This window comes from Paenibacillus sp. E194, from assembly GCF_000935845.1.
In the GTDB taxonomy this organism is placed as follows: domain Bacteria; phylum Bacillota; class Bacilli; order Paenibacillales; family Paenibacillaceae; genus Paenibacillus_B; species Paenibacillus_B alvei_B.
In genome coordinates, this window is the sequence record NZ_JMDX01000163.1 from 1 (window position 1) to 13,878 (window position 13,878).

Below are 13,878 nucleotides of genomic sequence, written 5' to 3' on the forward strand. Positions count from 1 at the left end.
CACTTTGGTTCTACCTGTAACAAACGATAAGAATGCGATGAGAATTCCAAACACAATAAACATGAAGCCAATGCCACGCCCCGGTCCAATGCCAATAATATTGCCGACTGATGAAGCGAGCAAACCGCCTTCCACCAATAGCGGATTAAATACATGCTCAGCCAATACACCGGAAAGAACATAGGCAATCGGATATCCGAGCTGCGTAGCCACCGATATGAGGGACCATACACGCCCTTGCACGGTATTGTCAATATTTTGCCGAATCAATACTTCCAAGCTCGTCTGCACAAATGCTAGAGCAAAGAAAAAGAGAAATCCTGATACGACAATCACATACACGTTCGTCGAAACGCCGATAAACGAATAAAAGAGCCCAACAAAGACAAGACACACCGTCATTGTAGCAACATGCTTCTTAATTCCTCCAAAAATACTGATCAGCAAACTGCTGACAAGCAAGCCCGAGGCGCACACGGATAAAGAGATTCCGTACGTTTTTGGATCTGTAAAGTTCAACATCATAGGAGCAAGCAAGGTCTGCAAAAATCCAATATAGAAACACAATACAGAAGTAAGCGTAATGAGTACGACAATCCCTTTATTGGCGTTGATTGTCCGCATTCCTTCTTTCAACTCATGCCAAAAACTCAGCTTAACCTGCTCTTCAACATGATGATTCTGGTGCTCAGCTTGCTCGGCAACTACCCGATTGCTTCTAACCCATACAACCAAAAGCGCCGCGATGATAAATGACAAAATATCGATGACTAATATGTATTTGATGTCCATAATCGTAATCAAGATACCAGCTAATACTGGGGAGACTAGAAACTGAGAAGTGGAGGCAAGCTGCATCAAGCCGCTTGCTTGGGTGTATTTTTCTTCACTGACGAAGTCGGTAACAGAAGCTTTATAGGCGGGATTATGCAAGGCACCGAATATCGAACTAATGGATGCCCCTACGTATATGTGCCATACCTCCAAGCTGCCCATCAGCACGAAGGCCAAAATGAATATGAGACCAAAGGCAGAGCCTGCATCACCTAAGATCATCATCAATCTGCGATCGAAGCGATCGGCGAGAACACCCCCAACTGGCTTTAGCAACAGAGATGGCATAAATGAACAAAATATGACCATGGCATAGCTGGTCGGGCTTTGCGTTTGCTGCAATACTAGGATACCGAGCGTAAAGGCAGTCAGACCGCTGCCAATATTCGATATGAGCTGGCCGAACCAGACTAGAAGGAACTTGGAAAATAGTTTCTGCTGAAGCGTATCCATGTTCTACCCCTTTTCCTCAAATGGATGCTATGAAATTGTACAAGCAATATAAAATTGCGAACCAAAACCCCTCCTTCTATTATCTACTTCCGATCAAGTAACAGCATTAACTAATACTAACATTTTTATCCTTATACAAGCCTGTTGTCAAGACGTAAATTGCTGTGCTATATAAAGATGATCCACAGTTACCCCATCGACAAATGATGTCGACAAGAAAGGGAGAATATCGACAAAATCTCTCTTTCACCCAATAAAAAAGAACCGTTTGCGGTAGCCCAAATTATGGACGCAAAACGGTTCCCTCATTATATATATCTGTATACGTTTTTCTTTGTTCCTCGTTTAAGAATCTGTGTGATTCCGCTTTAACAAATGGACATACCATTTCAACTCTGCATGATGATTGAACACACTGACCTTGTCCATCACCTCAAAATCCTTGCATTGCTCCATTTCCACTATTTTATTCTCGATCATCGTATAGGCTAGATCTTCTTTGTTTTTATGTGAATACAGAGATGAGATAATGACACCATGTGGAGTTAGATAATTCGAGTAGTCCAGCAACTTTTGCGGCGTATTGGGCACATAATGCAGCGATTCATTAAATACGATCACGTCATATTTCTTTACAGGCACATAATGATTAATGTCACCACAGTGGAACTGGTTCAATGAAGATTTGGCCGATGCGACTTTAATGGCTTCTTGTGACAGATCAATCCCTGTATACCCTTGTTTCTCATTGTTGAGAAGCATATCGAATAAGATGCCTGTGCCGCAACCCATATCCAGAATTCCTTCTGTTCCAATAAATTTCCGAATGTAACCATACACCACCGAATATCGAGCATATTCCGTAATATCCGACAAATAATCCCATGCTTTCGACTTGTATTCCTCGTCCCATTGCTGCTGATTGCTTTCTAAGAAATCCGGAATTGTTACTTTTTCCATGTTGTATCCTCCCACGTGTCAGATAGGTGATAGTTAACTTTTGCGTCGTATCATAGTGTTGTTCGAAAAGAAAAGCAAACAAATGGAGAGTATGTCTTGTTGAGTTTGATAGTCGTAGATATGCAGGGAAGTATAAGGAGTTAAACAAATATAGTAGTCTTTCTTCATACTAGTATGCAATCCAGATCATGTCAATCTTATAGCGCTTTTACATTCAGAAGAAAGCGGCCTGCGACACATAAATGCTCGGACACGTTTATGCACGCATCCCTCAATTCATAATTCAAAGAATACGCATCACATTGTAAGACAGCAAATGCCTCAGATGGCTCACGGCTTGTGTATGTATCCAACATCTTTAAGCAATCTCTCGCCGTGGGCCAAAAGAATACATGCCGATCCAAACATGCTCTGAATTGCTGCAGAATATAGGTTGGCTCCAGCATACTCTCCAAAATTCCCAAATGAGAATTGATCGCCATGGTATATCCGCCGCGACCGACATCCATGAATTCTGTCGACGTTCTCCCGCCGAATGCGAATCGATCTGATTACTGGAAAATGGCGGATCTCTATATGACTTTCAACTCTTTCATTCCATGTTCTTCATCCGGTTATCAAGCTGTTCCAGCACCATCGGCCATGCTTGCTCATGCTGATTCTTGGATGCCTCATCTGGAAATCCAGCATGCGTTAGGCGGAGCTTCGTTCCGTCAGCAGAGGGAAGCAGTGTTACGGTAACGACAGTCTCAGCTCCCTTTGTCCCCCCACTCCCCGTCACCCATGTCAGTTCAACTAACCGATCATGTTCGAGACGTAGAAATCTCCCGTAATGCGGATGCCGCTGTGCCTCATGCTTCGTGTCAGGTCGGTATACCGTTTCGAAGTAAAAACCGTATTCACCTCACCCATCATCATTACGGTTCCTGGTTCCGCGAACCAGCGATCGAACCATTGTGTCCATGCTTTATATAGAATGGCTGGAGGAGTCCCCATTTCTCGTTCCACTGTGAGCTGATAAGGTCTTAATGAAAGATCAGGGATTGCAATCGGTTCTGTCATTATGGAATCCATCCTTTCTTATTCCTGTGTTAGTTACCTGCCTCATATATCTTTCCCATTCCACCCCGCGGAGAACCCTTCCTATTCTTTATCTTAGCGCGATCCGATCCGATCCAATCCTATAGTAGTCAACAGCTATACCATGCCGGCCTACTCGATAACTCTATGGATAGTAAAAAATATAGATAAAATTTAATATGATTGAATTTCACTCCCATGTATAATGAATCGTGAAACGACAATAATGCTAGTATGCAAAAGACCCGTTCTTCTTCAGAACCAACAACTACTAAGGAGTGAAGCCAACCATGTCCATCCATCCATATCTTAACTTCAACGGGAACTGCCGCGAGGTTGTCGAGTATTATGCCGATGTATTCGGGTTAGACAAACCTCACATTATGGAATTTGGGGATACGCCGTCGGATCCGTCCCATCCGGTTCCAGAGGAAGCCAAACATTTGGTCATGCACGCACGACTGAACATAGAAGGAACCATCGTCATGTTCTCTGACGTATTTCCAGGCATGCCATTCCAAGAAGGCAGTAATATCACGCTTTCCATTGTTAGCCAAGATGTCGATAAATTAACATCAATCTTCCATAAGCTTAAGGAAGGCGGACAAGTCGGCATGGAGCTCCAAGAAACGTTTTGGAGCAAAGCCTACGGTAACTTGACGGATAAATTCGGCATTCAGTGGCAAATCAATCACGATAATGGCGACTTTTCAAGTTAAATACAACCAAGCAAACGCTTCATGATAAAAGGATGTACGCCACTTCGATTACGAAGGATGGCTGCATCCTTCTTCCTTATTTATGAACCATAATGACCTCATCCAGTTTCAAAATACACCCTGAAAGTTAATGCGGTTTAATTAATTTTTATAATGGCATGCGCAATCTAATTAAAATATTTCGTTCACACGTTGGTCACACTTTCAAGTATGATAGAAACAAACAACAACTATAACATTTCAACAGCATTTTCTTCTATAATTCGACCACAAATACCTGTTCATGAAATCCACTCGCTTGCTGGACAATGTCCATGATTCCTTCATTTTGTGACTAAGTATGTTGCTTTGTATATGAACTCTACTGAGTTTATATAATAGAGTTGCTAGAAGCTGCATCCATAGCGTCATCTAGGAGCTCCACTCTTTTATTTTGACAACTTCATATGGAAAGGAGGCCGACTTAAAGTTTAAAGGGTTTAACATTTCATTTGAATTGTTTTCATGACATCCCATTATTCTTAGGAGGTTGATAGTGTGAATCAACTGCGTCTTTCCAACCCAATAACAACGAAGTTGCTTGTCGGTCTTGGTGCAATGCTCGTAACGGTTATCTGTATGGTGCTCTTTGCTGATAAAGCATTTGGCCATGGTTATATCGAAGGCCCTGCCAGCAGAGCTGCATTGTGTAAATCCGGTCAGAATACAAACTGCGGAGCTGTTCAATACGAACCACAAAGCTTGGAAGCACTGAAGGGATTTCCAAATGCCGGCCCTGCTGACGGCAAAATTGCAAGCGCTAACGGAGCCTTCCCTGAACTGGATGAGCAATCCGCAACTCGCTGGACTAAAGTTAACATTACGGCTGGACAAAACACGTTCAACTGGAAACTAACTGCAGCTCATGCTACAACAAGCTGGAAATACTATATTACAAAAGAAAATTGGAATCCTAATGCAAAGCTGACTCGCGATTCCTTCAATCTAACACCATTCTGCTCCGTTAATTATGGTGGAGTAAAGCCTCCATTCACGTATTCGGATACTTGTAATGTACCGGCTCGCACTGGCTATCATGTTATCCTTGCAGTCTGGGAAATTGCAGATACTCCAAACGCGTTCTACAATGTACTCGACGTGAACTTTGGCGGAACGAATCCTGGCGACAACCAGGCTCCTACTGCACCTGCTAACCTGGCAGTAACTGCAACAACAGCAACAAGCGTGTCCTTGAAATGGGATGCTTCTAGTGACAACGTTGCTGTAACCGGTTACAACGTGTACAATGGCAACTCCCTTGTTGGCAACGTATCGGGATCCACACTTACGTATACTGTAAGCGGTCTCACATCCAATACTGCATATACATTTAGTGTTAAAGCGGTAGATGCTGCTGGCAACCAATCAGCTGCTAGCAATGTAGTAAGCGTTACCACACCTGCAGTATCTGTTGATAATGACCCTCCAACTGCACCAACGGGCTTGCATGTAATGGGTACACCGACGTCTACTTCGGTATCCCTGATGTGGAGCCCTTCCACTGATAATGTTGGCGTTGCTGGCTACCGCGTTTATCGTGGAACGACATTAGTGGCAACTGTATCCGGCACAACTACAGACTATGTGGTTACAGGCCTCAGCCCGAAGACAGCGTACACGTTCACTGTCCGTGCATTTGACGCTGCTGGGAATGTCTCTGCAGACAGCAATGCAGTATCCGCTACAACTGCTGACGCATCTACAGTAGCTGCTTGGGTAGCAAATAAATCCTATGCAGTGGGCGACAAAGTTACTTACAATGGTACGGTATACGAGTGCCTCCAGCCGCACACTTCATTAGTTGGCTGGGAGCCTTCTAATGCTCCAGCATTGTGGGCTGTTAAATAAGAGATTCCCTCCCCCCTTCCAAATAACAAGAAGAGTCGTCCATGTAATTCCCCGGACGACTCTTCTTTATTGATTGCGATTTAGATAATCCTTCTTCTCATGAAGCGGTATAAATCATGATCTCATCTGCTCTTAGAATGACACGTCCGTCCACAGAAGCCTCGCCTTTGCCAATTGTGAATCCTTTTTTGCTCCGCAGTACTTCATAGCTGAGCTCTAGCTTGTCCCCTGCATATGCTCTCCCCATTGATTCCACACCTTTCAATGAAGATAAGAAGCCAAGACCACCCTGCTGACTCTGGACAGCTGTAAAAGCTCCTAGCTGGGCAAGTGCTTCAATAATAAGCGAATCCGGCATGAAAGTTGACGCACCCGACATAAACCATTCATTGTGAGTAATTAGTTTATATCCAATCGCGGACGTACCCGGTTCAATCTGAGTGACGCGATCAATCATGAGAAATGGGTAACGATGCGGCAATATATCCATCACTTCTTGAATGTTCAACGTATCAACTCCTAGATATCATTCATCTATGTTTTCACCAATTATTTCATATTAGGATGTTGCTGTAAAGAAGCTAAGCAGGCAGTACGCCCGCTTATCCTCTCAATCAGTTTATTTTTTTGCGAAAAAGCTTTTAAAGCTTCTTATTCCTTTGTAAAGAATCCGTTTGCTTCCTGGCAAAATAAGTCCAAATAAATAACCGACAATTCCCCCAGCAATGGCCGGAACTAGCCAGCCAATTCCCTGATCGTACAACGGAAGCATCTTCAGCCACGACAGAATCATGTCGAACTGAATATCAGCTTGTTTCAATCCGTCAAATATACTGATAAGGAACGTACCGACCAATGCGCCAACATATATGGATTGACGACCGCCGAACAAGCGATCTGACAGCGACAAAATAATCAATACAATCGATACGGGATAAATGACAAGCAGAATTGGGATTGATATCGAAATGATCTTATTCAAACCAAGATTTGCCACCAATAACCCAAGCGCGCAAATGATAAATGCAATTTGTCTATAGGAAAGGCGACCAAGTAGTGTTGAGAAATACTGACTGCATGCGGACACTAATCCGATGCAGGTCGTAAGACAAGCAAGCGTGACAATAGCAGCCAGCAATATTAATCCAGCTTGACCGAATAGCTGCTGTACGATTTGCGTTAGCAATTGTCCGCCATTTGCCGCATAACCGAGCCCAGTCACACTTGTAACTCCCAAAAAACCGAGTGCTGCATATACCAGAGAAAGTCCGACACCAGCGATAACTGCTGCTTGTACAGCCGCTCTCGTAATCGTTCGCTTGTCTTGGACACCTTGATCACGAATGGCATTAATAACAATAATGCCGAAGGCCAATGCTGCTATCGTATCCATTGTTAGATAGCCTTCCATAAACCCTTTGAATCCTGGTGAAACCGCATATTCCTTAATAGCAGGCTGTGCTTCGCCGAGCGGCCCCATCATGGCAGCGATGAATAATATCGCGATCGAAATCAGTAACAATGGTGTTAGGATATTGCCAACCCGCACTACGAGCTTGGACGGATTTAGACATAACCAATAAACAACACAGAAAAAGACGAGTGTGTACACGAACAAAACCCAACTGCTTGATTGCAGTGACTCAGGTACAAAAGAGCGTACTCCCATTTCAAATGCAACGTTAGCAACCCGCGGTATTCCCATGGATGGCCCAATGGACAAGTAGACAACAACCGCAAACAAGATCCCAAACTTAGGATGTACTCTACTTGCTAAGTGCTGCATATCTCGTCCGGATAGTGCAATCGCAATTACCGTTAACAATGGCAGCCCAACACCAGTCAGGATAAATCCTGATATGGCATATATGAAGCTGTCTCCCGCCTGTTGTCCTAAGATTGGCGGGAATATTAGATTCCCCGCTCCGAAAAATAGCGAAAATAGCATAAGTCCCACGAAAACACGTGGCTTCTCGGCAATGACTTCATCTTTCTGTTCCCCCTATATGTCTAGTACATATTTACAGCAGCATCCGCATCCTCATACAACAAAAAAACCGTCCCTCGAAAGGGACGGATTCTATCCGCGTTACCACCCATATTCATGCAGCCTGATGATAGACATTCGCAATTGCCAATTATCTATCCTTCCTGCTCCATGCAGCTCTCTTCGCAGCGACAGTCGCTGCGATATCCGAATAACGGTGGACATTCCGGCGCAGCTTACTCACTCTCGTTCGGCCGCGCTTCTCAGAGATGATGTTCAGTTATGCGCCGAACGTTGGCTTGCAGCACTTCACCAACTCTCTGCAGATCGGCATTCATAGCTTACTCGTTCTCTTCGTTGAAGTTTTCATTCTTCAAGTTGTTTACTATTGTCACATGAGCCTGATCTCGGTGTCAATGTACAATATATCACAATAACGAATGATCATGTACACATTTACAATTAATTCTAACTATTCCAATTCGATAAACAGAGCAAAATCCGCCCCATTGTTGCGGACGGATTTGTTCGAATTTTTACTTGCAATTAGACATCACTTCGTATGGTCATGCACCTATAATTGGTTCATAGACTTCAAATATCGATAGATGAGCATTGCTGCTTGTGCACGAGTCGGAGTCTGATCGCTTCCAAAGCGTCCGTTTCCAATCCCTTGAATCCAGCCCTGCTCTACCGCATAAGCAATAGCAGCTTGATTCGACTGAACTAGACGAGCCGTGTCTGTAAAATGGGACTTCGCGGTGGTTGGCATTACTTTCGCAGTCTTCTGAACAAGCAAGGCTACCATTTCAGCACGTGTAAATGGCTCTTTATCTGCCTTATCTGCCGATTTACCGTCACCATTCACGCCCTCATTAGCGAACCTTTCACTCTTCTTCATGGAAGCTTCTGTGCCTGCATGATGTGGCAACCGATCGAGCATCATGAGGAAATGTGACCGAGAGATAATCGCATTCGGCGTATAGAGTCCCTTACTCGTTCCATTCACAATATGCTGTGCTGCCAGCACTTCAATTGCATCTTTGCCCCAGTGATTTGCCAGATCCGCAAAGCTTGGAGCATTCTCATACAACGCATACGTTCCCGTCTGTTCAACTGCCAAAGCAAGTCCTTCCGCATAATGAGTTGCCATTCCTGCAACACTCCATGTTCCCTGTGCGTTTATCCGATACATAGCTGTCTTACGCAAATCCCTCACTTTCGAAGCGTCCCCTCGAAGCAAGAGGATAATTGGTTGAGTCAATTTGCCGCTTTCGTTATGAATCGCAACAAGGCTGGATACGAGGTTCCTCTGGTCACCACTAACACCTTCCCCTGTTCCTGCTTGACGCTCCGATCCCTTCTTGACGGAGACAAGCAGCTTAAACTGATCTGCCGCAGCATAATCCGCCAAGGAGGTCTTTGGTATCTTCAATTCATAAGCTGTTGAACGAATGTTCAGCGCCTTCCGAGAAGCCAGAAGCTGCTTCATCATAGCTGAATGGAAGGTGATCGATACGTGAGCATAATCCTCGAAGCGTACATTGCTAAGATCCATTTCAACTGGTGTACTAGCTTCACGTGTAAGCTGCTCACTCAGCCATTGTTCCATGAGGGATACCGTAGCAGATTTAGCACCTGTCGCGGAAACTGGCTGCTCTACCAAATACCCAATCGTTCGATTATTAGCAATAACCGGTATCCGCTTCTCCTTCTCTGGTACAATGGTTACGGCCGAACCGGATGATCCACCGCCTGAAGGAGCAGGCGGCTCATACGGATTAACATTCTTCTTGCGCACCGTAACGGTCGCTTCTGCTTGTTTGTCTTTATATCCAACTGTAATCGTTGCCGTACCTTCGTTCCATCCCGTTACCCGTCCCTTGTTATCTACCTTCGCTACTTGCTCATCTGAGGAACGGAACAGTAATGGCTCTGTAATTGGCGATAATTTAACTTCTCCATCCTCATATACGATCGCTGCAACAGAGAGTGAAGCGGAATCCCCCACATGTAGTGCAAGCTTATCAGGGTACACCGTAATACCTTGGAGCTCGGGCTCCCTTCCAGCGTCCCTGCGATGCACGGTTATCGTAGCCTGATCACTCCACTGTTGGTAGGTCACCTGCACGACCGACATTCCTTCACTCAAGCCTGTAACACGGCCCGCTTGATCTACCTCGGCAAGTCGACTGTCTGACAAAGTAAATATCAAGCCTTCTGTTATTGGCATCGGTAGTAGATTGCCATTCTCGTATACGGCCGCTGTAACAGTCAGCGTCGACTGTTCCCCCGCCTTCAGGGACACATCACGCGGATGTATAGCGATCGATGTAATATCCCCATTTTGTGCAGGTGCCTGATAGTTGATCGTAATCGTGGCCGACTTGCTTGTCGCTTGTCCATTCATTTCAGCGACTGCATACAACTTGTTCGCTCCACGCTCCAATTCGGCTGGTATCACAAATCCCCCCTGCTGCACCGTTCCAGTTCCGACACGAACGTCTTGACGATATAAGTGAATCGTCGTTCCATCGGTTGGATATATTCCCTTCACAACAATATGAGCATCCGTAACTGTGCTGCCTGACACTGGTTCAGTAATCACTGGTTCTTCCACAATTTTTGTAACCTTAGCTCTTATCATGTAATTGCCATCGCTGTTCCCTATCTTCTTCCACGAACCGCGATCCAACTTCCATGAACGCCCTGAAAAATTGCCAAGCTTCGTCATCGACAATCCTGGTACATTCGGCATGACACCGTCCTGAATGTAGGCAACATAGAAATCACCGTTAACAATAATCGGATTCGGTATCGTTACATCTGTCCACGAACCATCCAGCATTGCCTTGCTTTCATACGGACCGGCCACCATCTTGCCTGGAAGGCCATCAGGGCCGCTGGCATCATAGATGGCATATTTGAATTTCTCCCCGCCAGGATTCGGCCAGCCTTGATCCCAGAAGAAGAATCTTGCACCTGTTACTTGTGCGGGGCCGTCCGTTGTCATACGAACTGCAAACCCATTTCCAGATACAAAGAATGCCTTGGCATTATCAGCTACGCCATCATCGTAATAGATTTCATCTGCTGCTCCTTGGAAGCTATGTAGCATATATGAAACGTGAGTTGTATCGTTACCTGTGAGCTTAATGTTGTCTTGAACCGATAAGTAGTTCAATGCGGATACCGATAGTTGATAGTCGCCTTCGTAGGCTTCGAGTTCAAATTGTCCCTCTTCATTTGTTTCAACTGGTTCAACACGAACATCATTTAATAATCTGATTGTCGCATGCTTCACCGGCAACCCTGTTGCACGATCCGTTATCTTACCGGTAACCTTGCCTTTCGCTAATGGCTGTAAATGAACATCCATCACCGTATCTTGATTTTGCTCGATGACAATCGGTCGCTGCTCCGTCTTATAACCATAAGCCTCCACTTGCAGCGTATATGTACCAGGCGGATGCTTCAGTGTATAGCCTCCGGTTCCTGCATCAGAGCGTGTTGCCCGCTGCGATTGCAAGATGCTGATGTCCGCCATTATCGGCATCCGGCCCGTATTTGACTGCTGCATCACGGTCTGCAGTTGCTCATCCGACTTCGCGGCATGATCACGCTTCGCTGATTTCAACATTTCTAAGGTAAAGAGTTCATTCCTTGCTCCCTGCGTATCATCATTTGCTTTCCCTGCTTGTCCAGCAGCCGCCTGAGTAGAAGATGTCTTCGGTCTTGTCATCACCGGAGGGGTCTCCCTAACCTCCACATCATCAATGTACCAACCGAACTGGATCGATGGCTGCTTGCTCTCGAATCGGAAGCGCACTTTGATCTTCTCTCCCATGTAAGTATCAAGTCCAAGCTCTTCCAAATACCAGAATCTGTGTGGATGATTCGTATCATATCCCTGCTTCGGATATACAGCGAGCGGCTTCCATGTCGCTCCCTGATCCTTGCTTATCTCAACTGTTGCCTTATCTCCATCATCAATATCGTACCATTGTTGGAAATACAACGTCGCATGCTTCACCTGTGTTAAATCGATTTCAGGCGATACCAGGCTCTCATTCAAATCGCCGCCGTAAGGGCCATTCAAGTTCGTGCCCCATACATTCTTGCCCGAAACTGCCTTTTGCGGCCCACGAGTCGGATGTGGAACACCATGCTCCCATTCGTTTCCTTTTCCTTCAACAGTCCAGCCCTTATTATTGCCTTCGAAATCATCACTGAAGATTTCACTGCCACCCGTAAATGTCCAAGATACAATATCCGAATCTGAACTCATCGTATGACTGACAGTTCGCGCCTTTACCTTGTAATAATACGTCCCCTTCTGAGGGGCAGGCAGATCGGCAAAGTTATAGCCAGAGCTTGTGCCAATCTCGTCCCAATTCCCACTCAAATCCTTCGTACGATAAATGACATATTCCTTCAATGTCCCCGAAGGCGCCTTGTCAAAATCAAGAATGACTTTGCCTGGTGCGTTGCTCCTAGTCTTTATTTTAGGGGGAAGCGGAATTGTCGAATCAGGAGCTTGGATTTTAATATCATCGATGTACCAGCCCTCGTCACTGCCAAAGTCTCCTCGTAAATTGAATACAACGTAGATTTGATCCCCTGCATATGGGGACAAGTCGATATATTCGGTTGTCCACGTGGTGTTGCGCATCGTAAAGGTTTTTACCCGTTCGAACGTGAAGTTCGATTTCTTGCTGCCGATATACACTTCTGCCCGATCAAAGGAAGCGCTCCACCAATCGCCGAGCTTATACCAATGAGCAAAGGATAAAACGGCGTGTTTCGTATCCGTCAAGTCAATCACCGGCATTTCAACATAACTGTTAGTTCCATTCGGGTAATTGCCATCCAGAACGGTTGCCATTACTTTGGTGCCGGAGAATGCTTTTTTCGGGCCGCTTGTTGGAACGCCCCATTGCCATACTCCGGATGCATCTCCGAATCCAAATCCTTCTATCGAGGTTTCGAAATCTTGCGTATAGCCAACCTTGACTCCCTTCGATACCGTTACGGGATAGATGTCTGTCTTGGACGAACTGCCTGCGAAATTTACTGCTTCTATATAATATTCAATACCATTCAACGACAGCTCTTGAACGGGGATAGCTCCCTCATACATGCCATTCATATGACTTCCGGAAGTTCGAAGCAGTGTGTGCTTACTCCAGCCGGTTGTTCCCTTCTCACGGACATATAGGTTCACATCCGTCACACTGACATCGTCCTTCACACGTGCAAATATGTCCTTGTCCAATATATTGAACGTCAAAGCAATAGGTTCATGTTCAACTGTCGGAGTTCCCGCATTCAACCCATCGATCGTCACCTGACCAACAACCTTGCCCAGCCCTTTGTTCTGGGTTGATACGGCATTGAGTGCATTAATAAGGCCTGAGCCATAGCCATTATTCGGCGATTGCGGGAATTCATCGTCGGTTAATGCGTCCGTTGTGGTCGTTACTATTTCCGCTATATCCTTCACCTTTAAGCTGCGATTTGCCTGCTTAATCAGTGCAGCCACGCCTGCTGTATGCGGACTTGCCATCGAGGTGCCGTTCATGAGCGCATATTGTCCGCCTGGTACCGCTGAACGAATATGTACACCAGGAGCAGATACTTCCGGCTTCATTTGTCCATAAGGCGTCGGTCCTTGCAACGAGAAATCTGCCAGCTTGTTGTTCATGTCAACAGCACCTGTGGCGAATGATTCAGGGTAATTGCCCGGTGCTGCAATAGAGCCTGGTCCGCCATTGTTCTCCGGAGGCTGCGTATTCCCTGCTGAGAATGCAGGGAATATATCTGCTGCGATCCATGCCTTCACGATATCTTGGAAGAACTCATTCTTGCCAGCAGGTACGTTCCCCCATGAATTATTCACGACATCGGGCGCAAGTTCGGGATGCTTCACTCCGTGCTTGTCCGTAGGTGCAAGAATCC

General features: G+C 45.5%; 9 protein-coding genes, 1 pseudogene and 1 other annotated feature. Of the genes and pseudogenes, 2 read left to right on the forward strand and 8 right to left on the reverse strand.

Annotation, left to right across the window (positions count from 1 at the left end):
• The 5 genes and pseudogenes from AZ66_RS19960 to AZ66_RS33590 form a co-directional block, all read right to left on the reverse strand.
• Positions 1–1,287, reverse strand: a 1,287-nt coding sequence (locus AZ66_RS19960) for an MFS transporter (protein WP_044356442.1), incomplete at its 3' end; no start/stop codon positions are given.
• A 345-nt stretch (positions 1,288–1,632) separates the two neighbouring features.
• Positions 1,633–2,247 (reverse strand): class I SAM-dependent methyltransferase, encoded by a 615-nt coding sequence (locus tag AZ66_RS19965; protein ID WP_044356443.1) that lies wholly within the window; start codon positions 2,245–2,247, stop codon positions 1,633–1,635.
• A 197-nt stretch (positions 2,248–2,444) separates the two neighbouring features.
• Positions 2,445–2,756, reverse strand: coding sequence for a DUF7002 family protein (locus AZ66_RS33850; RefSeq protein ID WP_044356445.1), 312 nt, complete (start codon positions 2,754–2,756; stop codon positions 2,445–2,447).
• An 83-nt stretch (positions 2,757–2,839) separates the two neighbouring features.
• Positions 2,840–3,052 (reverse strand): annotated as a pseudogene (locus tag AZ66_RS33585) (SRPBCC family protein); the annotation flags it as partial.
• Positions 3,043–3,309 carry a hypothetical protein gene (locus AZ66_RS33590; RefSeq protein ID WP_331436919.1) on the reverse strand — a complete coding sequence of 89 codons (267 nt, stop codon included), beginning with the start codon at positions 3,307–3,309 and terminating at the stop codon, positions 3,043–3,045. The pseudogene AZ66_RS33585 and the gene AZ66_RS33590, both read right to left, overlap by 10 nt.
• 308 nt (positions 3,310–3,617) lie before the next feature.
• Here AZ66_RS33590 and AZ66_RS19980 point away from each other — a divergent pair, with 308 nt between their 5' ends.
• Positions 3,618–4,046, forward strand: a complete 429-nt coding sequence (locus AZ66_RS19980; protein WP_021260408.1) for a VOC family protein — start codon at positions 3,618–3,620, stop codon at positions 4,044–4,046.
• A gap of 537 nt (positions 4,047–4,583) precedes the next feature.
• Positions 4,584–5,933 carry a lytic polysaccharide monooxygenase gene (locus AZ66_RS19985; protein ID WP_044356446.1) on the forward strand — a complete coding sequence of 450 codons (1,350 nt, stop codon included), beginning with the start codon at positions 4,584–4,586 and terminating at the stop codon, positions 5,931–5,933.
• Between the two features lie 97 nt (positions 5,934–6,030).
• On the opposite strand, the gene AZ66_RS19990 is transcribed toward AZ66_RS19985, so the two are convergent.
• The 3 genes from AZ66_RS19990 to AZ66_RS20000 form a co-directional block, all read right to left on the reverse strand.
• A complete protein-coding gene (locus AZ66_RS19990; protein WP_021260410.1) occupies positions 6,031–6,441 on the reverse strand; it encodes a 3-hydroxyacyl-ACP dehydratase FabZ family protein in 411 nt (136 codons plus the stop codon).
• A gap of 111 nt (positions 6,442–6,552) precedes the next feature.
• Positions 6,553–7,881: a branched-chain amino acid transport system II carrier protein gene (brnQ, locus tag AZ66_RS19995; protein ID WP_044356447.1), complete on the reverse strand. Its 1,329-nt coding sequence runs from the start codon at positions 7,879–7,881 to the stop codon at positions 6,553–6,555.
• A 118-nt stretch (positions 7,882–7,999) separates the two neighbouring features.
• Positions 8,000–8,287, reverse strand: a binding site (T-box leader).
• A gap of 207 nt (positions 8,288–8,494) precedes the next feature.
• Complete coding sequence (locus AZ66_RS20000) at positions 8,495–13,849, reverse strand: S8 family serine peptidase (RefSeq protein ID WP_052648689.1); 5,355 nt, start codon at positions 13,847–13,849, stop codon at positions 8,495–8,497.
• Between the last annotated feature and the right edge of the window lie 29 nt (positions 13,850–13,878).